Source organism: Blautia hominis (assembly GCA_002270465.1).
GTDB classification, from domain to species: domain Bacteria; phylum Bacillota; class Clostridia; order Lachnospirales; family Lachnospiraceae; genus Blautia; species Blautia hominis.
The window spans coordinates 87,240-111,820 of sequence record NQOF01000009.1 but is presented as its reverse complement, the minus strand read 5'-3'; the positions used below and the strand labels follow the sequence as shown (position 1 = coordinate 111,820).

Annotated in this window: 22 protein-coding genes; 9 read left to right on the top strand and 13 right to left on the bottom strand. The window is 45.0% G+C overall.

The window, feature by feature from the left end; translation table 11 throughout:
- Positions 1-46: 46 nt before the first annotated feature.
- The 10 genes from CI595_RS23320 to CI595_RS23270 all read right to left on the bottom strand — a co-directional run bounded on the left by CI595_RS23320 (position 47) and on the right by CI595_RS23270 (position 7,312).
- Positions 47-1,624: a hypothetical protein gene (locus CI595_RS23320; protein WP_095176014.1), complete on the bottom strand. Its 1,578-nt coding sequence runs from the start codon at positions 1,622-1,624 to the stop codon at positions 47-49.
- 274 nt (positions 1,625-1,898) lie between these two features.
- Complete coding sequence (locus tag CI595_RS23315; protein ID WP_095176013.1) at positions 1,899-2,561, bottom strand: zonular occludens toxin domain-containing protein; 663 nt, start codon at positions 2,559-2,561, stop codon at positions 1,899-1,901.
- A gap of 10 nt (positions 2,562-2,571) precedes the next feature.
- Positions 2,572-2,790: a hypothetical protein gene (locus CI595_RS23310; RefSeq protein ID WP_095176012.1), complete on the bottom strand. Its 219-nt coding sequence runs from the start codon at positions 2,788-2,790 to the stop codon at positions 2,572-2,574.
- Positions 2,783-4,405: a hypothetical protein gene (locus CI595_RS23305; RefSeq protein WP_147737762.1), complete on the bottom strand. Its 1,623-nt coding sequence runs from the start codon at positions 4,403-4,405 to the stop codon at positions 2,783-2,785. The genes CI595_RS23310 and CI595_RS23305 overlap by 8 nt, the downstream gene beginning before the upstream one ends.
- A gap of 135 nt (positions 4,406-4,540) precedes the next feature.
- Positions 4,541-4,699: a hypothetical protein gene (locus tag CI595_RS26185; RefSeq protein ID WP_156087484.1), complete on the bottom strand. Its 159-nt coding sequence runs from the start codon at positions 4,697-4,699 to the stop codon at positions 4,541-4,543.
- A gap of 207 nt (positions 4,700-4,906) precedes the next feature.
- Positions 4,907-5,401 carry a hypothetical protein gene (locus tag CI595_RS23295; protein WP_147737761.1) on the bottom strand — a complete coding sequence of 165 codons (495 nt, stop codon included), beginning with the start codon at positions 5,399-5,401 and terminating at the stop codon, positions 4,907-4,909.
- A 19-nt stretch (positions 5,402-5,420) separates the two neighbouring features.
- Entirely contained in the window at positions 5,421-5,645 is a 225-nt protein-coding gene (locus CI595_RS23290) for a hypothetical protein (protein ID WP_095176008.1), read from the bottom strand.
- Between the two features lie 10 nt (positions 5,646-5,655).
- A complete protein-coding gene (locus CI595_RS23285) occupies positions 5,656-5,991 on the bottom strand; it encodes a hypothetical protein (protein WP_095176007.1) in 336 nt (111 codons plus the stop codon).
- Positions 5,992-6,689: 698 nt separating this feature from the next.
- A complete protein-coding gene (locus tag CI595_RS23275) occupies positions 6,690-6,989 on the bottom strand; it encodes a hypothetical protein (RefSeq protein ID WP_095176005.1) in 300 nt (99 codons plus the stop codon).
- Positions 6,986-7,312, bottom strand: coding sequence for a hypothetical protein (locus CI595_RS23270; protein WP_095176004.1), 327 nt, complete (start codon positions 7,310-7,312; stop codon positions 6,986-6,988). The genes CI595_RS23275 and CI595_RS23270 overlap by 4 nt, the downstream gene beginning before the upstream one ends.
- Positions 7,313-7,508: 196 nt before the next feature.
- Between CI595_RS23270 and CI595_RS23265 the strand changes: the two genes are divergently transcribed.
- Positions 7,509-7,868 carry a helix-turn-helix domain-containing protein gene (locus CI595_RS23265; protein ID WP_095176003.1) on the top strand — a complete coding sequence of 120 codons (360 nt, stop codon included), beginning with the start codon at positions 7,509-7,511 and terminating at the stop codon, positions 7,866-7,868.
- 440 nt (positions 7,869-8,308) lie between these two features.
- Here the strand turns inward: CI595_RS23265 and CI595_RS23260 are convergent, their stop codons facing one another.
- Positions 8,309-9,799, bottom strand: a complete 1,491-nt coding sequence (locus CI595_RS23260; protein WP_095176002.1) for a GntR family transcriptional regulator — start codon at positions 9,797-9,799, stop codon at positions 8,309-8,311.
- Between the two features lie 147 nt (positions 9,800-9,946).
- On the opposite strand from CI595_RS23260, the gene CI595_RS23255 reads away from it, so the two are divergent.
- From CI595_RS23255 to CI595_RS23235, 5 genes are all read left to right on the top strand, one after another.
- Positions 9,947-12,205 carry a bifunctional diguanylate cyclase/phosphodiesterase gene (locus tag CI595_RS23255; RefSeq protein ID WP_167388479.1) on the top strand — a complete coding sequence of 753 codons (2,259 nt, stop codon included), beginning with the start codon at positions 9,947-9,949 and terminating at the stop codon, positions 12,203-12,205.
- Positions 12,206-12,283: 78 nt separating this feature from the next.
- Complete coding sequence (locus CI595_RS23250) at positions 12,284-13,111, top strand: MerR family transcriptional regulator (protein ID WP_095176000.1); 828 nt, start codon at positions 12,284-12,286, stop codon at positions 13,109-13,111.
- 173 nt (positions 13,112-13,284) lie between these two features.
- The gene (locus tag CI595_RS23245) at positions 13,285-17,769 is read left to right on the top strand and encodes a diguanylate cyclase domain-containing protein (protein WP_095175999.1); all 4,485 of its coding nucleotides are present in this window, start codon (positions 13,285-13,287) and stop codon (positions 17,767-17,769) included.
- 501 nt (positions 17,770-18,270) lie between these two features.
- Positions 18,271-18,699, top strand: coding sequence for a hypothetical protein (locus CI595_RS23240; RefSeq protein WP_095175998.1), 429 nt, complete (start codon positions 18,271-18,273; stop codon positions 18,697-18,699).
- Positions 18,700-18,719: 20 nt separating this feature from the next.
- Positions 18,720-19,079, top strand: coding sequence for a YccF domain-containing protein (locus CI595_RS23235; RefSeq protein ID WP_095175997.1), 360 nt, complete (start codon positions 18,720-18,722; stop codon positions 19,077-19,079).
- A gap of 107 nt (positions 19,080-19,186) precedes the next feature.
- Here the strand turns inward: CI595_RS23235 and CI595_RS23230 are convergent, their stop codons facing one another.
- On the bottom strand, positions 19,187-20,797 hold the full coding sequence (locus CI595_RS23230; protein ID WP_095175996.1) for a mannitol dehydrogenase family protein: 1,611 nt from the start codon (positions 20,795-20,797) through the stop codon (positions 19,187-19,189).
- A gap of 2 nt (positions 20,798-20,799) precedes the next feature.
- On the bottom strand, positions 20,800-21,867 hold the full coding sequence (gene uxuA, locus CI595_RS23225) for a mannonate dehydratase (RefSeq protein WP_018595261.1): 1,068 nt from the start codon (positions 21,865-21,867) through the stop codon (positions 20,800-20,802).
- 158 nt (positions 21,868-22,025) lie between these two features.
- Between uxuA and CI595_RS23220 the strand changes: the two genes are divergently transcribed.
- The 3 genes from CI595_RS23220 (at position 22,026) to CI595_RS23210 (ending at position 24,567) form a co-directional block, all read left to right on the top strand.
- Positions 22,026-22,895 (top strand): helix-turn-helix domain-containing protein, encoded by an 870-nt coding sequence (locus tag CI595_RS23220; RefSeq protein ID WP_095175995.1) that lies wholly within the window; start codon positions 22,026-22,028, stop codon positions 22,893-22,895.
- A gap of 121 nt (positions 22,896-23,016) precedes the next feature.
- The gene (locus CI595_RS23215) at positions 23,017-23,463 is read left to right on the top strand and encodes a MarR family winged helix-turn-helix transcriptional regulator (RefSeq protein WP_095175994.1); all 447 of its coding nucleotides are present in this window, start codon (positions 23,017-23,019) and stop codon (positions 23,461-23,463) included.
- Positions 23,464-23,493: 30 nt separating this feature from the next.
- Entirely contained in the window at positions 23,494-24,567 is a 1,074-nt protein-coding gene (locus CI595_RS23210) for an FUSC family protein (protein WP_095175993.1), read from the top strand.
- Positions 24,568-24,581 lie beyond the last annotated feature (14 nt).

Here is a 24,581-nt window from a genome sequence, read left to right as displayed (position 1 = left end):
ATACTTAATTTGAGATACAGATTTGATTATTGTAAAACCGAATAAATTATGGTACTATAGGAATAGATAATTCACCTGTATCAATGTTGACAATTTCATATTTATGAGTAGCATCGCTTACATAAGTTTCCGCCAGTTCATCCGCATTGAATTGGCGGGCTTTTTTTTGTTTATAACGATATGCCTCGTGTATATCATTGTCGTTAAGTTGACACAGAGCTTCGACAAAATCCTGTATAACATTATCCTTATTCAATCCCCTGGTATATAGGCCATAGACTACAGCCGCATTGATAGCACGCTTTTTCATGATATTCCCATTAAGCTGTCTATTGTACTGGCGAATCAGCTTTACATGTTTCGGAGCTACGCAGACATCAACCATACGGCAGCTTCTTAATGCCTTCCAAAATGCACAGTAATCACGACGGGATTTATTTGTATCTCCCGAGGGTTCAACTAACCGTAAAACGTAATGCGTAAGATAATCAGCTATTATCCTTCGATTATCGAGATAATCATAAATCCGCTGTTTCTCACCCTTTGAACTGTTATCCTTAAATGGAGCCAATTGATATGACTTGCTATGTTTCCTCATTGTCTGAAACTCCACATTCATGATCAAATTTACCTTTGGAGTAAGCATATCAGCAAATTTTTTTAACCTGTCATCATCCATGGTAGCTGTACCGTCCAAAAGTTTTTTACAAAGTCCAAGCTTTATCTTGTCAGCCCCATATTGATGATAAAAAGCCACTCTTGCCATGTCTAAATATTTCCATGATTTTCTTTTATAACATTCTTCATATACGAAAAAGTCATATCTATTTATCAAACCGTTAAACAGCCAAATCTTGAAAAACCATGGTTTATAGTTCTTTTCCACAACTTCCTTACTCTTGAGATAGATTCTAATAAATACTTTATCTGAACGTTTACCAAGAGAAATGTAGTCTATTTCATAATCCTCTGAACCGACCTTTGCACTATGAGTCAAAGCATCTTTGAACCTATCCACACGCATCTTATAAAAATTATCAAGAGAAAAGAATTTTTCTGGATTTGAAAGATAATTACTATGCCAGCAATAATCAATCCGGTTTTCTTGACAGTAATCAACATGCAGATCAAAATAATTGCATATGGCCTTCACATATTCATAAGACCTTTCAAAGCTTTCGTTCACCCCATATATCCAAAGCATATAAGAGCGAATCTGAACTACGATCTCACAGGTCACGGATAGTCCACCGTCCGAACCGTGCGGAACCACAGGGGAAATGAAAATATCAAACCATTCAGGGCATTCAAGGCAAATGGAAAAGAATCCTGCGAAAGTACAAGGCCGAAGATTCAGTACATCACACCCATCAAATTCAAGAGGAATACTATCACCGTAATTTCTATTAAATAAAGATTTCTTTTGCTCGAAGTATCTACGGAAAAAGAGAACTGCTGAATCTGTTGAATCGTCTGTGAAGTCTTCCTGTAATTTGACACTGTAATAAAAAGTATCAATGTTATGTAAGAATTTTTTTTGACGGAAATCAAACCAATAATTTCTCATTTGATCATCCAGGTCGTTACTGATTTGCGTTTGAGAAATTTCTCTTTTTAAGACCAAATTAACACCTCACTTTATCATACTAAAGTTTTTCGGGAAATGCCGTTTTCCCGAAATTTTAAAAATGCGGTTTTCCCCTGTATTTATGCGGGCTTTAAGCATTTTTTTGATGTATTTCTAGACCACGTATTACAAGCACGTGGTTGAAGGATTTGTAACTCATTTTTTCTGCAGATAACCTGGCTGCAGCTAAACTTTTGAATTACATCCTTGCCTATGGGCTGACTACTGACAGCCGCCTAGTCGGGGCCCCTGCCCCGAGCTCCGGCGTCAGTCAGTAGTTAGCCCTTAACGTCTGCGTGTCGAAGATACGATAGCTGTCATACAGCTTGTAATACTTCTTACTACTCCCTTTAAATTCCGCATGATCTTTCTTCCCTACGTCCATGCTCCGTACTACAACAACAAAAAAATTACCGCCACAGAGCATAGCCAGGATAAATCCCAAGGTTTTAAAATTCTTGATGTTCCGGTGCTCGTACTCCCACTGGAACTGCGCCCGGATTTGTTTATCAACAAACGTCTTTTCCTGGGAAATGAGCAGAAACTCAAATCCAAACTTCCGGTGCTGGGAAAATAAAATCACCCAGTCGGAACGACCTTTGATGTTCCAGCTTCTTGAATTGAACAACGTCTGGCATTCATCCAAGATGACAAGCGTCTGACGCTCGATCATCTGACCTTCTTTATTCCGGCTATGGAACTGATCGGAGAAGCCAACCAACCCTTTCACACCGTATTTCAAGATTTCATCATTGGAACAGGAGATAACTATGCCGACACTTTTACCTTTAGCCTTCCGTTTATCCCAAAACTGTTCATTGATTGGAAAATTTGTTATCACATTTTTACCACGACGCACCCATTCGTCAATCATCTGGGCGGCATGAAGCGATTTACCACTTCCCGGTTTCCCACTAAAAAAATATACACTCATAGCATCCTCCTTAATGCTTCATACTACTTTTGGATATACGATAGCTATAATATAGTCCCATACAGACTATCCAGCTTTCCAACATCAGTGCAAAAATATCAAAAGGCACAAACCAGTTCAGATAACCCAGCAGATCAATACCCTCTGCAAACTTCGCATAAGCCAGAAATGGACTTGCCGGGAGAATATTAATCAATGCAGTTAAAATATTAAATACTACGTCAAGCATCCAGATCCCCCCTGTTAATCATCAATAAAGTAAGCTTAATCAATATCAAAGCAAAAGTTATCGCAAAAAAGGCACGGCACATTTTAGACAGGGATTCAAAATCTTTCATATCAATATGAATCGTATAGTCAAATCCAACAGATGCCACTTTTATGGGAAAATCTATCACAGGCGTTTCCGGCTCATGAGACAAGGTTTTAAAAATGACTACAACATCCCAAGGAAGACTAAAAGGAAATTTGGTTTTAGAAACATCAACCAGTTTTGAAAACCTAGTTACCAGAATTGAAACTGCATCTTCAGCGGTTTCATCTCCATTCATGACCTTTTCCAATAAGTCCGAAATAAAGCTGCCTATGACTGTACCGACAGCGGAATCAGCAATCGAACCACCAGAACCACCGGAATCCTTGATGGTTTCAAGAAGTTTTTCAAAACTAAAATCCTTAAAAAGATTAAATAACTTACCTTGATTTGTAATGGCATCAATCAAGTAATCAGAGATAGATACTACATGGTTATTAATGCTCTTTAATATATCCTTGATGGAAGAGAGAAGAGCATTTGACTGCCCTGTATTGTCCCCGATTTCACCCAGGCTGCCAAGGATATCCTCCATTTTACTATCTATGATTTCCTGCTTTTGGGATTCATCCAAAGCGCCCCAACCGCCAGCATCCGTTATAGCATCCGAAACCGACTCGTAAATACTCTTATTTACTTTATCCCAGTCTGTCGCTGCAGCTTTACCAAGGTCAATATTAAGCGTATTACCGGATAAGACAGGCATATTAAAATTACTTCCCTGATAAGAGCCAGGTTTTCCGCCATTAATATAATTCAATAAATCAAGCTTTGAATAAAAGATTTTAAAAGTATTACCAGCATATCCCGTAAATTGTGCATTATAAGCATCATAGGGATAACGCATCCCCTGTTGCTTCCGAAACGAAACAGAAACATTACCATAAGAACGATGACGTTGAATTATCAAACAATCATAAGGCCAATATATAGTATCGCCATCTTTATACACATAAACATCACTATTGGTGCCAATATAAAGATAGTTACTAAAATCATATGAATAAAGATAATAAGAATCATATGAAGATGAAGAAGGAGCATTAAAATAATACATAAAACTATCATGAGAATTAAAAAAATCCAAAAAAGTGCCAGCATCCTCTGAAGTATCAATGATAGATTTAAAATAATTAAACATCTCATCACGTGACATAGAAGGTGTAATCAAATAATATCCATTAAGAGCAGTTACACTTGCCTTGGCAATATCATATAATCCTTGCACCTCATCTTTTGTCACCGCTATATTTGTTTCACCTTCTCCTTTCGCATCCCAGCGATCTTGAAAATCTTTGGCATATTGCCAGTATTGCTTGTTGTTTTGCATATAAGTATCCAAATCTTGTGTGAAAAATCCAAAAGTAGATGTAAGCATATACTTGACCGTTGTAAGACCAAACTGACACCCGTCAACTATTTCCTCCCAGGTTGTATCTGCCGCCTGAACAGATACGCTGGATGCAAATACCCCGGTCAAGATACATATGATCATCAACCAGCTTGCCAGCCGCATCCTCATAGTTTTCATAACCTGCCCCCTTCCTGATTTTGTATCTCACTCCGGTTCCCGGCCGTCCCGGATCAGGAGCGGCAGCATCATTGATTTGAGATACAAAAAAGGCGATACGGCCTAAACCGTACCGCCTCATGTTGTGCATTGTACTTAATTTGCGACGCTCTTGAAAAAGCGGACACCCAGTTTAGGTGCAAGGAAAATACCACAAATAACCAATGCCGGGGCAATCGCCGCTGCTACCAGGGTTGTTACATCTCCCTGAATCGTTGTCATAGCTGTTGTGAACGCAGTTGTAATAGCTTCCATAAACTACTCCTTTCTTTGCTTTTCAGCAATCTTTGATTTAATTTGTATTATTCAAAAACCCTAAGGTTTTATAAATAATCATACCGATAATGATCGTCACAGTAGCAATAGCAAAGCCACCGCAAATACCATATGTAATGACTAATTCCAGATAACTGGATACCAGATCTTCCGAAATATACAATTTTATAATATCCATATGCACCTCTATAACCTGCCCCAGACAAAACGTGCAAGCAGGAATCCAGCAACCAGGAATACACCAAGCCCGATCACAACCAAAAAAGAATTTGTCTGCTGTGCAGTCGTGCTCATTTCAGTTGTTTCCTTCTGTAGTGCTTCTAAAGTGCCTTTATACTGTCCAATATCCAGGGAAGAAAAGGATTTCTCAATACTCCCCATAGTACCTTTAATATCAGATACAGATACCTGGATCGCATCCAAAACTTCCTGATACTCAGGAACAAGTTCTTCCTGGGGAGCCTGTTCTGCTTCAAGTGCCGCCCGGGCTTCTTCCTGCTCCCGGAGAGCTTTTTCTTCCTCAGCCTGGACCTTTTCCTGTTTGACCTCTTCATGCCATGTGTTCAATGCTTCACACAGCGACTGCGTTGAGCCACGGACAGCATATATATCGTCAGATATATTTTTCAGATATTCCAACTCTTTTTCCTGATTGTCCACCATCTGTTGCAATAAGGACAAAACCTGTTCATCCATAGGCTCATACCAACAAAGCAATGATGACCACAAAAATCAACAGAGCAATCAAAAGATTTTTTACAGTCCTTAAAGTTTTTACAAGCATCCGTATACTTGTATCAAGCTTTACTAAAGTTTGTGTACGGTATAATTCGAGCTGTTCTGTTGATGCATTGGCTATCTGCATCACGGATTCCCACTGTTCCTGGATATCATCCTTTTCTGTAGGGTTCTTTTTTAGGTTCATGAGCTCCCCCCTATTTCTTCTCAAGCATTCCAAAGGTCGCATCACATACATAATGCAGTGTATCAACAACCAGGACAGGCTTACCATCACTGCCAACCTTCATCATAAACTCAGCATCATAAACCGCAGGAGCAGACACAACCTGGCTGCGTTTATCAAAATCAACGGTACATTTAGCTGGCTGGAAGCCAACTCCTCCCACCTGGTCATAATGGGATTTGAGCAGTTCACCCTTTTCGCCAAAAAAGAGATACTTAAAGGTACAGCCTTTTACAATCTCTCCTGTGTCTTTTGCCTTCATATCATATTCCCCGGCGTAAAGTAACAAGATCCTCTGTGTATTCATTTCATTCTCCTTTCTGTTATCTGGCATATCAGCACAGATAAACAAAACACATTTTTTATTATCTATATAAACCGCCCACTATGTTTCAGGCAGACGGGATATCAAAGTATCATGCCAAATAGACAAATAGTGCAAATAGCAAAATGTCTATGAGCAGTAGCAGCCAAGTAATCTTATCAGAATAAAAAACAACATTATGTTTCCGACAATTTACATGGATGTATACAAAAATCAAAATGTTGCAAAATATATATAATGGCAAAATAATTAGAAATGCCATATGCTCAGAGATGTACAAACACCACTGGTACATGAAGAAACAATATGCATCCAAATATTAGCCCCTCCTCCCAGTAATTGTTATGTCTCGACCACCACCATATAACTTACATCCCTACGCAATGGATCCGACCGCTCACCCGGCGCCCCACCGCCCCATGGGACCCGGCGCCCGGGTGCCCAAGGGACGCTGGTTTAAGCGCTACGCGCAGACGCCCAAGAAAAAAGGGGGGAGCGCCGAAAGGTTACGGCGGACAAGGATTGCTTTTTGCAGGGTTAAGGTTTTTAGGGACTGCCGGGGCGGTGTTGGTGCCCCGACTACACAATGGTTACTCTATGTAAAGCACGGGTGCACGTGCATTTACAACTTTGTATCTCACCAGGAGAGCTGCAGCCAGCTCCCCGGACATAAAAACGAGTTACACTTTATCGGCATTGTCTATCAGGCCGGACACCTGGTCACCCAGGCTGTTAAGAGTCCGCTGGATCCACACAAGCTTATCCTCCATCTGGCGGAGCTTGTAAAGCATGTCACGCTTGCGGGCTATTTCGTCATCCAGAATAGCGATATGATGCTCACGGTCTTTTTCGGTTTTCATGGCGTACAAGACCATGTTCTCAAATTTCTCATTAAAACCTTTTCCATCCATAGATTCAACATAGGCCAGGACTGCGTCGGTCATTCGGACGGATTTGGCATTGTTCTTTAACACTTTCATGCGCATTCCTCCACCAAACCGTATTTATATAATTCCTCCCAGCTAAATTGGACAAATTTTTCTTTTAAGAGTTTACCGCCATATCCAAATTCAAATAGACAGATCCTAATATAGACTGAACCCAGCCCTGAACTAAGAAGACACGTCACATGATAATCGCTGGCATCAAAATTTAAAGTATATGTACGATATCCGCATAATTTCTTATAACTGCACTCGCGCATCACAGGGACGTCAAATAAATATTGAATTTTAAAATCTGCTAAATAATCTGAAATCAAATGATACATTTTGGTCTTTGTAGCTTTCAATTTTTTATCCATAACATTTCCTCCTTTTACCCAGGAAATAATCAGTATAATAGCTGAAAAATTTTCCTGTTCATCCTTTTCCTAAAATGCTATAATGAAACTGATATCAACCGTGAGAAAGTGTCACTTTCTCTATTTTTATTATATCGAAATAACGATTAAATGTCAATATAAAATATCGAAATATTAATATATAGAGGGAAAATATATGGATACCATAGGAAAACGATTAAAGGCATGGAGACTAGAAAATAAATTAACTACATCAGAAGTAGCGAAAACAGCGGAAATATCACAATCTGTACTCTCGAGCTATGAAAATGATAAGTCCATAATAGGAGGGAAAGCTATTATATCATTATATCGAAATTACGATATAGATATTAAATGGTTACTCACAGGTGAAAAACAAGAAAACATGAATTTGTCAGAAAATGACAAAGAATTACTTGAACATTTCAATGTATTGCCAGAAAGAGAACAAATCAAACTTATTGGAATAGTAGAAGAGAAAGCAAAGATATATAAAGAAAGTTCGGAAAAATTATCAGATTCGAGGACTGGTTAAAAAAAATAGTGATTAATTGGAAAATAAAAAATGTATCTCAAACCATTGGCCGATGCGTCCTGATCAGGTTTCGCAGCACAACTTATTTGAGATACATAAAAATACTATTTTTTCCGCTTTTTTGAAAAATATCTTATAACAGTTATCAGACCAATAAAAGCAAGAACCAAAATAGCAACATTTAATATTGAGATTACCAATGAATAAAATGCACTTAAACCAGAAGAATATATGAACATAAGCCCCACCTCATCATTTGTTTTTCTCATTATATCACAGGGAATTTACAAAAACTACCAAAAGTGTCAATTAGGTGAAAAAGTGTCACATTACAAAGGTTTATTTTAAACTGCCTACGGACCAGAAGGTCGGGAGTTCGAATCTTCTCGCGCACGTTAAAACCCTTGTAGAATGAAAATTTTACAAGGGTTTCTTTTTGTTCAGATATATAAGCTGATAAAAGACATATCCGGTGCTGCGATCTTGTCTGCTTCGGGGAGGCCGCAGCCTTTCATGAAGTCACGGACAAAGACCAGAATGTGGCAGTAGCACGCACTGAGCTGTCCGGCAAAGGCTTTCCGGTCTTTTCTGCGCAGATATTGAAAGGCCTGCAGACCCATCTGGTTAATGATATTGGACATTTGGCTGCCCTCCGGATAGAAAGAAAAATAGTATCCCCAGTGCAGCATTTTTTTAACCTCCTTCAGAATGATCCGGAAGGGATACAGCGGCATCCGCGCTGTGATACAGTCCATAATTAAGTCCAGGGGAATGGCGTATGGTTCCCGGAATCTTTCCTCCAGGGATCTTAGATTCTCTTCTGTTATCAGGTCAAAGGTCAGCGTGACGGCAGGGGGAGCAGCCAGGGCCATGAACTGGAGACTGCTTAAATACAGCAGCGTGTCATTTTTATATGTCTTGTCCTTCATACAGGAGTAAGTAGCCCGGTCATTGAAAAGAGTGACCTGCGTTCCTTTGACATTGTAGGTTTTGCAGAAGCCCAGCCTGTTCAGGTTGGAGAGCGCCCTGCGCACTGTGGCTATGGAAACCTGATACTGCCTGGACAAAGCCTCCTCTGAGGGCAGAAACTCCTTGTCTTTATAAATCCCTATTCCTATTTTGTCAATGATATCCCTGGTGATCTGCATATAATAATGGTCTCTGCCAAGGTCCGCATCCCAGGAGTATAGATTTTCATCAGATTCCTGTATCTGCGGATACTCCGGGGAAAGCCTATCCAGGTATTTTTTGATCATATCTTTGGTGAACCGGTAATGCGCAGTAAAATAGCGCAGCGCCTCCTCCCCGTTTTCCGGTTTCAGGAGTCCGGTGTGCCAGAATGTGTTTTGTTTTATGATATTATCCGCAGGCTCAGTCAGGGAATCTCTGTGTTCCCAGAAGAATGGGATCTGTGCATAGAGTTCAAGACTGATATATAAGTCCCGGAACAGCAGGCTGCCGGAAGCGGAAAGAATTTCATGCAGAAAGGTGGAGTAAGTCTGCCATTTGTTTCTGTGGGCTTTTTTCTCCTGCGCCAGGATCCAGAGGCAGTTCTGCATTTTTTCCTCACCGCAGACCATGGCCGAAAAGGAGAAAAGAGGAGGCATCAGCAGTGCCATGGTTTCATACACAGACAGAATGGAGGATCTGTGCGAAAGGATAGTCTTTATGGAAGGTTCCCGGGATGCACCTGCCTCAGGTGTTTGAGCCTGCCCGTATATCACAAGGGTGGGTCTGCGCTGGGCTGTCCGGATATAGCCCTCACGTGCCAGTGCTTTCAGAACATCCCTGGCTGTGCGCATTCCCACATGATATATTTCACAGAGCTGACTCATGGAAGGCAGTGTGCTTCCGTATGGGAGAAGCCCGGTTACGATCTGTTTTTTCAGGCTTTGGTATAAAAAGTCAAATAATCTGTTTTTCTGTTCCATAGTACCGTCTCCTTTGCGCCGATAGTATGTGTATTATTATAATACTATATGTACATGTACACAAATATAAGATTGCACAGAAAAAGAAAGCCATTGTAGAATATTTTAAAAGAGAAAAGAAACCGTATTACAGCAGGAGTGTGGAACATGAGACGAAGAGCTGGAAGGGGCTCTGCATATCAGGGGCCTTTTTTAATAAGCGGGGCCCAGGTGGGGATCATCTCTATGGTTATCCTGGTTACACTGATGATATCTGCCTGGAATGTTATTGACCTTCAAAAGGTATTGGCCCGCAGTACAGAAGAATATTTGAACGATGTGACCATGTATATGGCGGGAGAGATAGGCAATACCATGAAACATAAATCCCGGGATCTGAAAATGGCGGCGGATCTTATCGCAGATGAAGATAAGGCCGGACTTGAAACCATACTGGGACAGAAAGCCCAAATATTGGAATTTAATTTTCTGGGGCTTATCGACAGACAGGGAGGTATGGTGCATACACCACTGCCCGAGACCATTGGCGCGGCGGATCTGGAGAAAATAGGGAAACTGGATTGTGTCAGGGATTCCTTTGAGGGAAGGGACGGGACCAGTTATCTTGGCGGTCAGGAGATCATCTATTCCGTGCCGGTTTATAGGGACGGTACGGTGGAGTATGTCATGGTGGGCACTCGGAGCAAGGAAAAAATGCAGGCTATGATCGCGTCCAAGAGCTTTGACGGTGAGAGCCTGAGCTGTATCATTGACAGTAGCGGGAAGGTGATCCTATCCCCCACAGACCTAAAGCCGTTTCTTCAGCTGGAAGATATCTTCAAGAAAAGTAGGGACCGGGAAGTCGTATCTGAGCTGGAAGAGATGCTGAAGGACATGCAGAAAGGTGCGGGCGGAATACTGAAATTCACTTCGGTGCATCAGGAGGAGCTGTTTCTGTCTTATGATCCCTTGGGAGTAAACGACTGGGTTCTTCTGACCATCATACCTGCGGATCTGATCTCAGGCAGTCTGGAAGGGAATATATGGAGATTCTTTTTGATCCTGGGATTTGTAATGGCAGTGTTTTTTGTCCTCCTTGTGAAAGTGTACCGCTTTTTCAACACAGGGAGAAGGGAGCTGGAGCGTTACGCCTTTCAGGACAATGTCACCGGAGGGATGAACCAGGCTGCCTTTTGCTTGAAATATAAGGAGACAGCGCTTAAAATGGAGCCTTCTGCCTTTTGTATTGTCATGATGAATGTAAAAGGCTTTAAGATGATCAACGAGAGGTTCGGTATTGAGGGCGGCAATGAAATGCTGTGTTATATCCATCAGGTACTGCAGCGCCATATCAGGCCATCCGAAAATGAATTTGCGGCCAGAGCTGAATCAGACAGTTTTTTTCTGTGTCTGCGGGAGGCGGAACCGGAACGTATACAGACGAGGCTGAAGACTGTTATTTCGGAGATCAATTCATTTTCCGGCACCGAGGCACCCCATTACCCGGTATCTTTCCGCCAGGGAGCCTGTATCATTGAAGATCCGGGTGAGGAGATCACGATCTTACAGGACCACGCGCGCCTTGCGGAACAGAGCAGTGAGAAAAAAGCAGGGGAGGATTGTGGGTTTTACGATGAGGGATTTGCGGAGCGCCTGAAATGGGAGGAGGAGATGAACGAAATGTTTGAGGATTCTCTTTCCGGCCATGATTTCCAGGTGTTTCTGCAGCCAAAGATCAGTCCAAAGTCAGGGGAAACAAAAGGGGCGGAGGCACTGGTTCGGTGGCAGCATCCTAAAAAAGGTGTGATCTATCCATCAGATTTCATTCCCCTGTTTGAGCGGAATGGAAAAATATGCAGGCTGGATGTATATGTATTTGAAAAGGTATGTGCTCTTATGAAAAAATGGGAGGAAATGGGCAAAAAGCTGATCCCCATATCTGTCAATTTGTCGAGACAGCATTTCAGCAGGCCGGAATTTCTGGAGGAATTATCCGTGATCGCAGGCCGTTATGGCGTCAGAACAGACTTGCTGGAATTTGAGCTGACAGAATCCATATTTTTAGAGGAGAATCAAATAGACATAGTAAAAGAAAGCATCCGTCAGATGCATAAACTGGGGTTTCGGTGTTCCCTGGATGATTTTGGCTCCGGATTTTCCTCCCTGGGTCTGTTAAAAGAGTTTGATGTGGATGCGCTGAAGCTTGACCGGATCTTCTTTCAGGATATGCACAGTGAGAAGGCGAGAGATGTGATCGCCTGTCTGATGGAGCTGGCCAAAAAGCTGGATGTGAAAACCGTGGCGGAGGGGATTGAAGAACAGGAACAGGTAGAGTACCTGCGTATGGCGGACTGTGATATGATACAAGGGTATATATATTCCAGACCGGTTCCGGCGGATGTGTTTGAGGAAAAGTTTTTGCGTTGATCAGGCTTTATGGGTATGGGATAATATGGTATAGTCATTTTATGGAGTACAGCGGATAAAGGGGCAAGGGAGGATAACATGTTTCAGAATTCTATACTTTTCACAGCAGGACAGTTTGCCAGGCTGCATCATCTAAACAAACGCACACTGCACTATTATGATGATATCGGACTTTTTTCACCTGCATACAAGGGAAAGAACGGGTACCGCTATTACACCTACCAGCAGAGTGCCGAACTGGAAAGCATACTGGCACTCCGGGAGCTGAATATGTCCATTGGGGAGATCAAGGAGTATCTGAACCGGCCCACAGCCCCTAGATTCATATCCCTGTCGGAGAAAAAAATAGGGGAGATTGAGGATACCATCCGGAATCTGGAGAGCCTGAAGAAGGTCCTGAAGAAAAAACAGGAGATGCTGCGGCTCTGTATGGAGGTGGAGGATGGACAGATGGATCTGGTGGAATGTGAGGAGGAGTATCTTTTTATAACGCCTCTGTCCTCTGAAGTGCAGCAGGGAGAATTTGCGGATATGAGCACCCTGCTGGAGCATCTGCAGACAACATGGGATTTGAGTAAATATAAGACGAGCTGCGGCAGCATACTCTCTGAGGAAAAGATCCGGCGGGGAGAGTTTGAGATCTATGACGGGTTATATACCCAGATGGAGCATCCAGCAGAGGCAGAGGGATATTACAGAAAGCCGGCAGGAACATATCTTAGGGGGTTCTGCAAAGGAAGCTGGGACAAGCTGCCGGAACTTTACCACAGAATGCTGGCCTTTGCGGATGACCATGGCTGCCGGATCACAGGATATGCTTATGAAATCGGACTAAATGAAATTGCGGTGTCAGATATGGAAGAATATGTCACACAGGTGACCATCCTGACCCTTCCAAAGCCTTAGCCTGCCGGTTTGGCAGGCTATTTTCATGCAAGTTCCCTGCAAGCCATTCCAGATAATGGAAAAAAATTACAAAATCGAACAGAAAAGTTTAAAATTCGCCTCGGTTGTAATACAATGATAATAAGGATGGAGAACTTCAAATAAGCAGGAAGAACGAAGGAGGCCGATTGAGCATGACGGAAAAAGAAAATAGCTCTACCGGGAAGGAAAAGATCGGCGGAGGCGTATTTAACTGTCGGTATGATGAACATTTTACCTTGATTGATGCCGATGATTATCTGTTCGCATTTTTAGGGTACACACGGGAAGAATTTGCAGAACGGTTTCATAACCATGTTCTGGATGCCGTTTATGAGGGCGACCGGGAAATGATCCGGGAGGAGATCAGCAGACAATTGGAAACCGGCAATGTCTTTATGTATGAAAACCGGCTGGTTAAGAAGGGCGGAACGATCTGCTGGGTATGGATCAGCGCGGAGTTTAAGGAGGATAAGAAAGACGGAGACTGGTTCCACTGTATTTTTCATGACACCAGCGCTGAGAAGGAGGCGCAGCGGCAGCTTGCCATCAGTGAGCAGAGATATGAGATCGTGCTGTCCCAGATGCAGGATATTATTTTCGAGCTGGACTGTGTTACTTATGAGATATATTATTCTCCTAATTTTGAGAAGAAATTCGGTTATCAGATTCCCGCGGAGGGGTTTCCGGATTCTATGTTCGCCACAGACATCGTATATGAGGCAGATAAAGCGAGACTGAGAGGGGGATTCCAGGCCATTTTGAGGGGCAATGACAAAATGGAATGCGAGTATCGTCTGAAGGGAAGGGACAGTTCCTACCTCTGGGTGGATGTCCACGCCACAGCGCTCCGGGATATGGACGGAAAACTTTTGAAGATCCTGGGTATCATCTCAGATATTGACCAGCGGAAAAAGGAAATTATCAGGGCGCAGAAGGCGGCCACTTTAGACCCCCTTACCGGTCTGTTGAACCGCAGGGAGTGTGTGGCAAGAGTCGAGCAATACATCCGGCAGGGACAAAATCCTGCTGCAATGCTGCTGATCGATGTGGATAATTTTAAGAGTATCAATGATACTTACGGACACCTGTTTGGAGACCGGGTATTAACCGAAACAGCAGGAAGCCTCCGCACCATTTTCAGGCGGGAGGATATTGTTGCCCGGATCGGCGGCGATGAATTTGTGGTGTTCATGACAAATCTACAAAAGAGTGATTTCATTGCCGGCAAGGTGGAGGCGATCCGGAAGATTTTTGACCATTATACCACAGGGGAGACCACCTGCAGTATTGGCTGCAGCATTGGAGTCAGCCTGTTTCCGGGACACGGCACGGACTTTATGTCCCTGTTTGCAAAGGCGGATGCAGCCATGTACCAGGCAAAGAAAAACGGCAAAGGGCGGTACTGCATTTATGGGCAGAGAGGGGGAAAACGCCAAGGACAGGCAGAGGATGAGAGAGTGCAGGCTGTCCGCCAGGGGATTGGCCCGGATGGGGAGAAATCTCTGGAAAGGGAGCTGGCTCATAAGGAGATGGTCTACCGGACGGCCCTGAAAAAATCCCGTATCAATGTTTGGGAATATGATATCAGGTCCCGCACACTGACCCTGACTGAGGGGGCGCAGGAAAACCATGGATTCGGGCAGATGGATAACGCGCCGCAAACACTGCTGGAAAAGGGGTATATACACCCCAGAAGCCGCCAGGACCTGCTTGATCTGTACAGCAGGCTGGAACAGGGGCAGAGTCATGTGCAGGCAGACATCCTCACCCGTTCCGCAGATGGCAGCTACTGGTGGTGGGAACAGGTAAGCTACACTATGCTCTATGATGAGAAGGGGGCACCCTACTGTGCGGTTGCCGTCGGCGAGGATATCACAAAACAAAAAAAGGCGGAGATGATCTACCAGCAGGAGCTGCAGCTCAGACTCACCTATGACGGAGGTGTGATCGCCAGTTTCCGCTGCAATCTTGACCGGAACTGCGTAGAGTATGTGGAGGGAAAGGTTCAGAAGGAATACCCGCCGGGAATGACATATGAGGAGCTGATGGAGCTTCACAATGAGAGTATGGCCAATGAGGAGGATATGCTGCGGCTGCAGAAGCTGATGAACCGGGAAGCCCTGTGCAAAGCGTATAAGGAAGGCAATACAGCCATAAACTTTGAGTACCGCAGGAAAAACAGGAACGGCAGTCTGTTATGGGTCAATGCTGTGGCACGTCTGGTACGTGATGTCCAAAATGGAGACTTGTACGTCTACGGAACCCTGGAAAATATCAATGAAAAAAAGAACCTGGAACTGGCGCTGAAAGTCCGTGCACAGTATGATATGCAGACCGGGGTTTATAATAAGGATACTGCCATTCAAATGATAGGGGACGCTCTGCTGAAAAACCACAGCAAAGGGCAGTCCTATGCACTGCTGGTATTCAATGTGGACTATTTTACAAGACTGGTCCAGGAGATCGGTTATGTGGCCGCGGATGACGTGCTGAAGGAAATTGGCAACCAGATTAAAATGAGGTTTATAGAGGATGCCATTATCGGCAGGTTTTATGGGGATGAATTTGTTGTTTTTGTGTACAACGATCCGAAATCGGAATTTGTGCGCCAGTGCGCAGAAGAGGTGATCAGGACCATCGCCCTGCCTTATCTGTTTCCCAATCTCAGTCAGTCGGTCAATGTATCCTGCGGGATCATTTTTGAGAACCGGCCGGATACTATTTTCCAGGGATTATACCGGAAGGCAAAAGCAGCACTGGAGACCGGTATCTCCATGGGAAGAAGCGGTGTCTTTGTCTACAGCAGACAATTGAAAAAATACAAGCTGGAAGCCCCCAAGGAACAGGTAGCAGCGGAGCAGTTGGCCTGCACCGGGGTTGACAGTGAGGGGGAAAAGGTCCTGCTGCAGAGTATGTTTGCTCTTACCGGGGCAGCTGATTTCAGACAGTCATTGGAGACGGTGCTGGAAACCCTGGCTGCATATTATGGCGGGGACAGGGCATATGTATTTTCATGTGACCCGGAAAACGGCTGCATACAGGAATTTTATGAGTGGAAAAAAGAGGGGACGCCATCTCTTTTTAAGGATAGCAGCCTATACCTCCAGCCCGGAAATCCAAATGTTCGGGAATGGGCGGATTTAAGGCAGCTTCAATATGTAAGCGATGTGGAGGCGTGGAAAGAGAAACGCCGTACACTTTATAAGACTTTAAAGGACCTGGATATTCCATCCTGTTTTATGACAGAGCTGGAGGAGGGAAAAAGGCTTGTGGGCTGTATGGGTGTTGATAATCCTACAAAAAATACAGAGCACAAGGCCATCCTCACCACCATGCGCTACTTTATGGCCAACGAACTGACAAAGCGCGGCCTCCAGGAAAAACAGGAATTCCTGCTTCATCATGACGAACTGACAGGTGTGCTGAACCGGAACAGTTATAAGGAGTATTGTTCCGGCCTGCAGGAGGAGGGGCTTATCTCTCTGGGGGTGATCTCCATAGATATCAACGGTCTGAAGGATATTAACAGGGTTTACGGAAATGCCTACGGGGACAATGTAGTACAGTTTACCGCAGGTATCATGCAGGAAGAATTTCCGGCCGCAAGGATTTACCGCTTTACAGGAGATGAGTTTCTGCTGATCAGTGAGAATATTTCCCAGGACTCGTTTACAAAACGTCTGAAAAGAATGCGTGAGAGGATGCGGGATGTGACCAGTGTCTCAGTGGGCAGCGCCTGGACGGATACGGATATCAGCCTGGATTTTCTGATAGCCAGCGCAGAAGAACGGAGGATGATAGCCAAGCAGGAGTATTATAATAAACATCCCTTTATGGAAGTACATAAAAGTGCAGGAGTGCTGAAGGATCTGCTGAAAGATTTGGCGGCCGGAAGATTTACGGTATATCTCCAGCCTAAGATTGATACCTATAATAATACCCTGTTCGGTGCGGAGGCACTGGTACGGTATCAGGACCCGGACAAGGGGATCGTGCCCCCGGGAAAGTTTATTCCGTTCCTGGAAGCAGCGGGGCTGATCCATTATATAGATTTTTTTGTGTTTGAGGAAGTATGCAAAATCTTAAAAGAGTGGGAGCGCAGAGGTGTGGAGCTGATTCCGGTCTCCCTTAATTTTTCCAGGGCTACGCTCCTGGAAGAACAGCTTATTGATAAAATGGAGGAGATCATCTTCCGCTACGGTGTAGATAAGCGGTATGTGGAGATCGAGATTACAGAGAGTATGGGAGAGGTGGAGCGCAGCACCGTGGCCCAGATCGGAAAACAGATCTGTCAGGCCGGCTATCATATTGCCCTCGATGATTTCGGTGCGAAATACAGCAATCTCTCCTTCCTGTCCGCTATCCGGTTCAATCATCTGAAGCTGGATAAGGGGCTGGTGAATAACCTGCTCACAAATGAGAATGCGCGTATCATCGTGAAAAATATTCTGACGCTCTGCCAGGAGCTGCAGATGGAAGTGGTTGCCGAGGGAGTGGAAAACAGGGAGCAGCTTGAGATACTGAAGGATTTGGAGTGTTTTTATATTCAGGGATATTATTTCAACAAGCCCCTTCCAAGGCCGGAGTTTGACAAGCAGTATCAGAAGTCAGGAAGCCCCAAGGAGGAGAAGCCGTGATGATATAAGAGCGGTTTCAGCAGTTTTGCAGCGGGACAGTTACCGTAAACAGGAGAAAGAAAGGCGTGTTTTCGGTAAGCTGGTAACAGTTCAGACAAGCTGAACCGTTACGCATCCAGCCATTAAAAATCGCTTCGCGATGGGCTGGATGCCTGCTGGCACTACTTCTTCATACGGTCAGCGCAGTAAATGCGCAGACCTGTCTGAACTGTTACGCAAGCTGTCCCACAGCTTCGATGTTTTTTCATTAATGTATTGACAACTCCGGCGCTCTGTGCTATATTCTATTCAAGCAATCGAAAGGGAGTAGCTGAACGTTCAGAGATGAACGGGTTTGAAATCGTCAACCGATACCGAGAGGTGTCCGTATCAAATGAGATAGCAAGACTTTTATTGTGGCGGATGTCATAATAGAGGTCTTTTTTTAGTTCCATCTATTAGCAAACACCTTCCAGATATCCGCCGCAGAAAAGCCGGCTGAAAAAATGGAGGAAAAGAAAGATGAGAGACGTAGTGAGAAGAAGAGAAATTGAGGAAGCAGCAGCGGCAGGTGAGAAAGCCCTGTATTGTCTGGAGAATGCAAAAGAGAGGCTTCAGGGAGCAAAGAACTGGGGGATTTTCGATATGCTGGGCGGCGGTCTTTTTACAGACTGGGTAAAACACTCAAAAATGTCAGATGCCACAGGCTATATGGAGGAAGCAAAGAGACAGCTTCTTGTGTTCCAGAGAGAGTTAAGAGATGTTCAGGTTCCCTTAGATCTGCGAATGGATATCAGCTCCTTCCTTACGTTTGCCGACTTCTTTTTTGACGGGCCTGTGTCAGACTATCTGGTGCAGAGAAAGATCAATGATGCCAGAGAGCAGGTGGATGACGCGATCATGCGGGTGCGGGTGATCCTTGAAGAATTAAGAGACTTGTTAGATGAATAGGATAGATAGGAGGTAAAGATATGGGATGTCTTGGTAATGTGCTTTGGTTTGTATTCGGCGGCTGTATCAGCGGATTGAGCTGGTGCCTGGCAGGGCTTTTATGGTGTATCACGATCGTTGGGATCCCTGTAGGGCTGCAGTGCTTTAAATTCGCGGCGCTTGCCTTCTTTCCTTTTGGAAAAGAAGTGCAGTACGGCGGAGGGGCAGGCTCTCTGCTCCTGAATGTCATTTGGATGATCGTGACGGGGATCCCCCTGGCTCTGGAGTCCCTGGTCATTGGCATTTTACTCTGTATTACCATTGTGGGAATTCCCTTTGGCATGCAGCATTTTAAAATAGCGAAGCTGGCTCTGATGCCTTTTGGAGCAGATGTATACTAAAGGATAAAAATACAGGCGGCGCCGTATGGTTTGAACCATATGGCGCCGCCTTTTGAGGGGCCGCAGGAGCGGAGGAGCCGTGCGGCCCCAGAGGGTATGACGGGAGATCAGACGTATTTTTCCAGTGTGCTGCGGACAGCGCCTGTACTGGCTGTCATCTGTGTAAAATAGCTGCATACAGTGTCAGCCATGCCGGCCTCATAGAGGTTCACACCGAAGATCTTTTCGTTTTCCAGAACCGGTTTCAGCAGTTTTTCTGCGTCCACAGGCTCGCCCAGTTTTACGTCTGCAACGTATGGGCGGACAGTGTCAAGAAGCGGGTCCGGGCTTAATTCAAAGGTATTGCCGTTGTCATCCACACCCATCAGGTAGCGGAGCCATCCTGCGAATACAAGAGGGATCAGCTTTAAGTCGGATACGTTAAGCTCAGGGGATGCCTGATAAGCCTTGATGGTTTCGCCAAAACGAATCGCCAGCTTCTGGGAAGTATCGGTAGCGATACGCTGCGGAGTATCCGGCATGAACGGATTAGGGATACGAACGCCTAATACTGTGTCAATGAACTCTTTCGGGTCCAGAATGCCGGGGTTGATAACAACCGGCAGACCTTCCACATAGCCGATGCCTTCCACCAGCTTTTTCAGGGTCTCGTCCTTCATCTCTTTGGAGATCAGGTCATAGCCCAGGATGCAGCCGAATACGGCAAGTGCAGTGTGGAGGGGATTTAAACAGGTGCAGACCTTCATTTTTTCCACTTTATCCACGGTTTCACGGGTGGTGAAGATCAGGCCGCCTTTTTCCAGCTCAGGTCTTCCGTTGGGGAAAGCATCCTCGATGACCAGGTACTGGCATTCCTCAGCGTTTACGAAGGGAGCCACGTATGTGTTTTTGGAGGTTACAACCGGCTCTAATTCTTCTACGCCGTCCTTTTTCAAGATCTCTTCCACAGACGGGTCCGGTCTTGGGGTGATCTTGTCAATCATGGACCAGGGGAAGGAAACCTTTGCCGGGTTTTCAATATAATCCACAAAAGATTTATCTGTCAGGCCTGTCTCAGACCATTTTTTTGCAAATGCAAAGACTGCGTCGTGGAGCTTGCTGCCGTTGTGGGAGCAGTTGTCCATGCTCACCATGGCGATCGGCTTTTCTCCTGCCTGGAATCTGGTGTACAGAAGGCTTACCACCTTGCCGATGTAGCTTTCCGGTTTTTCCGGACCTTTTTCCATATCCGCCACAACAGAGGGGAGCATCTCACCTTTGCCGTTTACAAGGCTGTAACCTTTTTCTGTGATGGTGAAGCTGGCCATCTGCAGAGAATCTTTTTTGAAGATCTCACGCAGACGGTTGAAGTCTGCATCATTTTCAGAGTCAACGGTGAGGGACTCCACTACACTGCCCACAACGGTTTTTTCCACGGAACCGTTTGCTTTCAAGGTGACCAGGATGCTGTAGCCGTCATGGGGGCGGTTCATTTTTTCCACGATTTCATAGTCAAATCCCTCTGCAACGACCAGACCGCGGTCCAGAACACCTTTGTTTAAAAGGTCCTGTACTACGTTTGCCTGGAACGCACGGAAGATGTTGCCTGCGCCGAAGTGTACCCAGAACGGATTTTCTCTGGTTTTCTCGGTCACGGCTGCTCGGTCAAATCCCGGAAGGGAGTAGCCTTTGCTTTCCCACTGTTCTTTATTTTTTAATCCCTGTTCATTTACCTGCATGACTATCTTGCTCCTTTCACGATTGCTTCCCAAAGACCATTTAAGTATGTTGCGCCAAGTGCCCTGTCGTAGAGGCCATATCCGGGCATTGCCACTTCATCCCAGATCATGCGGCCGTGGTCTGGGCGCACAGGTCCTTCAAATCCGATATCATAGAGAGCTTTCATGATCTCGTACATATCAAAGGTTCCGTCTGTGGAGAGGTGGGCTGCCTCCTCAAAATCAGTAGGTGAGTTGAATTTCAGGTTGCGCACATGAGCAAAATGGATCCTGCCTTTTAAGGAACGGATCATATCCGGCAGGTCATTTTCCAGGTTGGTGCCATAGGAACCGGAGCAGAAGGTAACGCCGTTGTGCGGGTCATCCACCATTGCCATCATGCGGAGGATGTTGGCTTTGTTGATGATAATGCGCGGAAGGCCGAATACGCTCCATGCAGGATCATCCGGATGGATCGCCATGTTGATGTCGTATTTGTTGCAGACAGGCATGATGCGCTCCAGGAAGTATTTCAGGTTTTCAAATAATTTTTCGTCGTCAATGTCTTTGTACATGTCGAACAGCTCTTTGATCTTAGCCATACGTTCCGGTTCCCAGCCCGGCATGATCGTGCCGTTGGTGTCGCCTGCGATGGATTCAAACATGTTTTCCGGGTCAAGGGCATCAACCGCTTCCTGTGTGTATGCAAGAACTGTGGAACCGTCCGGTCTTACACGTGCCAGTTCTGTTCTGGTCCAGTCAAATACAGGCATGAAGTTGTAGCATACCAGATGTATGTCTTCTTTTCCCAGGTTTTCCAGAGTTTCGATATAGTTGTCAATGTACATGTCTCTTTCCGGGGAGCCGGTCTTGATGGCGTCATGGATGTTTACGCTCTCGATACCGGAAATGTGAAGTCCTGATGCAGCAACCTCTTCTTTCAGGGCAGCGATGCGTTCTCTGCTCCAGACCTCACCTGGCTGTGTATCGTAAAGGGTAGTGATAACCCCTGTTACACCGGGAATCTGACGAATCTGTTTCAGAGTGACTGTGTCAAATTTAGAACCATACCATCTTAATGTCATTTCCATAGTTTTTCGTATCCTTTCTCTTTTCCGCTTGGGATTCATTTACTTGTTATCTATTATTATAGCCATACCGGGAAAAAATCCAATTGACTGATTTGTTGTTTACATTGCAAAAGTTGCGGTTTCGTGGTAATCTGTAAAAAATGACGGAGGTGAAAGCTTTGAAAAAAAATCTGCAGACCGCATTCAGTACCAGACAGTATATGCTTTCCCAGGATTTTGAAATTTATTATTACAGTGATTTTTACTTATCTCAGGTAAAAAACCATGCGCACAGCTATTATGAGTTCTATTTTTTCCTGGAGGGCAATGTGACCATGATAATAGAAGAGAAAGAATATCCCATGAGGCCCGGGGACGTTGTGCTGATACCGCCCAGGGCGCAGCACCATGCGGTTATCAGGAACCAGGAGAATCCGTACAGACGGTTTGTGTTCTGGATCACAGAGGAATACTGTAACAGCCTGATGGAGATCTCTTCGGATTATGCCTATCTCATGCAGCATGTGAAGGTGACAAAGAATTATATCTTTCACACCGATGTGGTGATCTTTAATACCATTCAGTCTAAGGTTTTTGGACTTATTGATGAAATGCGTTCCAAACGGTTCGGAAGGGAAGCTAAGATATCCCTGTGTGTCAATGACCTGATCCTCCACCTGAACAGGATCGTGCACGAACAGAATTATCCAAAAAGTGAGAGAGAGGAACTGAACCTGTATCAGGGCCTGGCTGATTATATAGAAGAAAACCTGGATGGTGATCTGTCACTGGAGAATCTGGCAAAACAGTTTTTTGTGAGTAAATATCATATTGCGCATATCTTTAAAGACAGTACGGGCTTGTCTATTCACCAGTATATCACAAAAAAACGTCTGGCAGCCTGCAGGGACGCCATACTGGGGGATGTGGGGATCAGTCAGGTATATCCCATGTTTGGGTTTGGGGATTATTCCAGTTTTTATCGTGCTTTCAAGAAAGAGTATGGAATATCACCAAAAGAGTTTAAGGATATGCAGGTGACGTTGTAAAAAGCATGTGAAAGTAGTTGACAAAATGAACTAATTGGCGTAGTATACCTTAATAGTTGATAAAGTAAACTAAAAAGGGCCATACCGGGCAAATTACGAACGCATATATGGGAGAAAAGCAATGGAATATGATTGGATAGAAATGATGGAGAGTATGCAGGATATCAGGCATTTCTGCAGCCTGCATGTAAGAAGGGCAAAAAAAGGCGGGATTTCCTCTGCCCAGGAACTGGACCTGCTCTCCCGCGTGGCACTCTCAAAGGAGAAGCTCACATCCCACATGCTCTGCGCGGGTATGGGGATCAGCAAGCCGGTGGTCAGCCGTTTGGTGGAGAGCCTGTGCAGAAAAGAATTTTTGGGGAAAGAGGCTTGTACGGAAGACCATCGCAGTTATTTTCTGTACATTACCCATAAAGGGCAGGAGGAGCTGGAACGCACGTACCAGTATTATCTGGAACCTCTGTATTCCATGAGGCGCAAGGCCGGGGAGGAGACGTTTGGCCGGCTTATGGAGCTGATACGTGTGGCCAATCATCATGCAGGGGAAACACAACAGATACAGCAGTAGTAAAAAATAGTTATTCAGGGAGTGGATCATTTGAGTATTTATCAGGAATTGCAGTTAAATCAGGCCGGTTCCAAGGCGCTGATCAAGAACAGTAAGGACAACAGAGAGAGGGGAAGACATCTTCTCATCTATATTTTTAAAGTGTTTCTGACGCTTGCTTTTTGTATGGTATTTGTCACGGCTTATACCGGGATCTTCGGGGAGAGCAACAGCGTGGCCGGTGTGGTGGTGCTGCTTACCGTGATGGTATTCAGGTCAGCGGATCTGGGAATCAGGGCTTCCCATGGAAATGGAGTTATCGCTGTTTTATTTGCCATTCTGGCAGTGGGACCTAAGCTGACCAATATGGTGTCACCGGGGTGGGGCTTTTTTCTGAATTTTGTCTTTTTACTTCTGATCCTTACACTGGGGTGCCATAACATCATCATGGCCAATCACGCCACTTGGGTTCTGGGCTATCTGCTCCTTCAGGGAAACGATGTGTCAGGCAGGGATTATCTCATGCGCGTCCTTGCACTGGCTCTGGGAGCGCTGCTGACTGTCCTGGTCTTTTACAGAAACCACAGGGGAATCCGGTATAAGAGGGGACTGGGGGATCTGCTGCGTGAGTTTGCATTTTCATCGGCCAGGACCAAGTGGCAGCTGCGTATGGCCCTCGGCATATCGTCAGGCATGTTCTTTGCACAGCTTCTGCATCTGCCCAGGGTCATGTGGGCAGGATTTGCCATGATGTCCATTATCCAGCCGTTTCGCAGGGATTTGCTCAACCGGTTTAAATACCGTTTTCCGGGAAATTTGATTGGCTGTGTTCTGTTTTTCGGTCTCTGTGCTGTGATACCGGAGAGCTTTTACGGCTGTATCGGAATGCTGGGCGGCATTGGCGTGGGATTTTCCGCTACCTATCTGTGGCAGACTGTGTTTAACTCCTTCGGAGCCCTTACCATGGCTATGGGAATGTTCGGCATGGCAGGTTCCATGGCGCTGAGGCTTATAAACAACCTGTTCGGCGTTGTATACGGCCTGGTGTTTGACTTTTTGTTTGAGAAGGTCTGCTGCGCCATAGAGCGGATCACCGGGGGAATGGAATCAGCAGATGCGGCGTAGGCGTGTCTTTGATC

Bases quoted from the DNA above. Each gene is read 5' to 3' on its own strand.
- CI595_RS23235 (WP_095175997.1), top strand. From the start codon at position 18,720: ATGGGATGTCTTGGTAATGTGCTTTGGTTTGTATTCGGCGGCTGTATC.
- CI595_RS23290 (WP_095176008.1), bottom strand. From the start codon at position 5,645: ATGAACCTAAAAAAGAACCCTACAGAAAAGGATGATATCCAGGAACAG.
- CI595_RS23310 (WP_095176012.1), bottom strand. From the start codon at position 2,790: ATGCTTGACGTAGTATTTAATATTTTAACTGCATTGATTAATATTCTC.
- CI595_RS23305 (WP_147737762.1), bottom strand. From the start codon at position 4,405: ATGAAAACTATGAGGATGCGGCTGGCAAGCTGGTTGATGATCATATGT.
- CI595_RS23250 (WP_095176000.1), top strand. From the start codon at position 12,284: ATGTTTCAGAATTCTATACTTTTCACAGCAGGACAGTTTGCCAGGCTG.
- CI595_RS23265 (WP_095176003.1), top strand. From the start codon at position 7,509: ATGGATACCATAGGAAAACGATTAAAGGCATGGAGACTAGAAAATAAA.
- CI595_RS23260 (WP_095176002.1), bottom strand. From the start codon at position 9,799: ATGGAACAGAAAAACAGATTATTTGACTTTTTATACCAAAGCCTGAAA.
- CI595_RS23270 (WP_095176004.1), bottom strand. From the start codon at position 7,312: ATGGATAAAAAATTGAAAGCTACAAAGACCAAAATGTATCATTTGATT.
- CI595_RS23230 (WP_095175996.1), bottom strand. From the start codon at position 20,797: ATGCAGGTAAATGAACAGGGATTAAAAAATAAAGAACAGTGGGAAAGC.
- CI595_RS23285 (WP_095176007.1), bottom strand. From the start codon at position 5,991: ATGAATACACAGAGGATCTTGTTACTTTACGCCGGGGAATATGATATG.
- CI595_RS23245 (WP_095175999.1), top strand. From the start codon at position 13,285: ATGACGGAAAAAGAAAATAGCTCTACCGGGAAGGAAAAGATCGGCGGA.
- CI595_RS23255 (WP_167388479.1), top strand. From the start codon at position 9,947: ATGAGACGAAGAGCTGGAAGGGGCTCTGCATATCAGGGGCCTTTTTTA.
- CI595_RS23240 (WP_095175998.1), top strand. From the start codon at position 18,271: ATGAGAGACGTAGTGAGAAGAAGAGAAATTGAGGAAGCAGCAGCGGCA.
- CI595_RS23215 (WP_095175994.1), top strand. From the start codon at position 23,017: ATGGAATATGATTGGATAGAAATGATGGAGAGTATGCAGGATATCAGG.
- CI595_RS23275 (WP_095176005.1), bottom strand. From the start codon at position 6,989: ATGAAAGTGTTAAAGAACAATGCCAAATCCGTCCGAATGACCGACGCA.
- uxuA (WP_018595261.1), bottom strand. From the start codon at position 21,867: ATGGAAATGACATTAAGATGGTATGGTTCTAAATTTGACACAGTCACT.
- CI595_RS23315 (WP_095176013.1), bottom strand. From the start codon at position 2,561: ATGAGTGTATATTTTTTTAGTGGGAAACCGGGAAGTGGTAAATCGCTT.
- CI595_RS26185 (WP_156087484.1), bottom strand. From the start codon at position 4,699: ATGGAAGCTATTACAACTGCGTTCACAACAGCTATGACAACGATTCAG.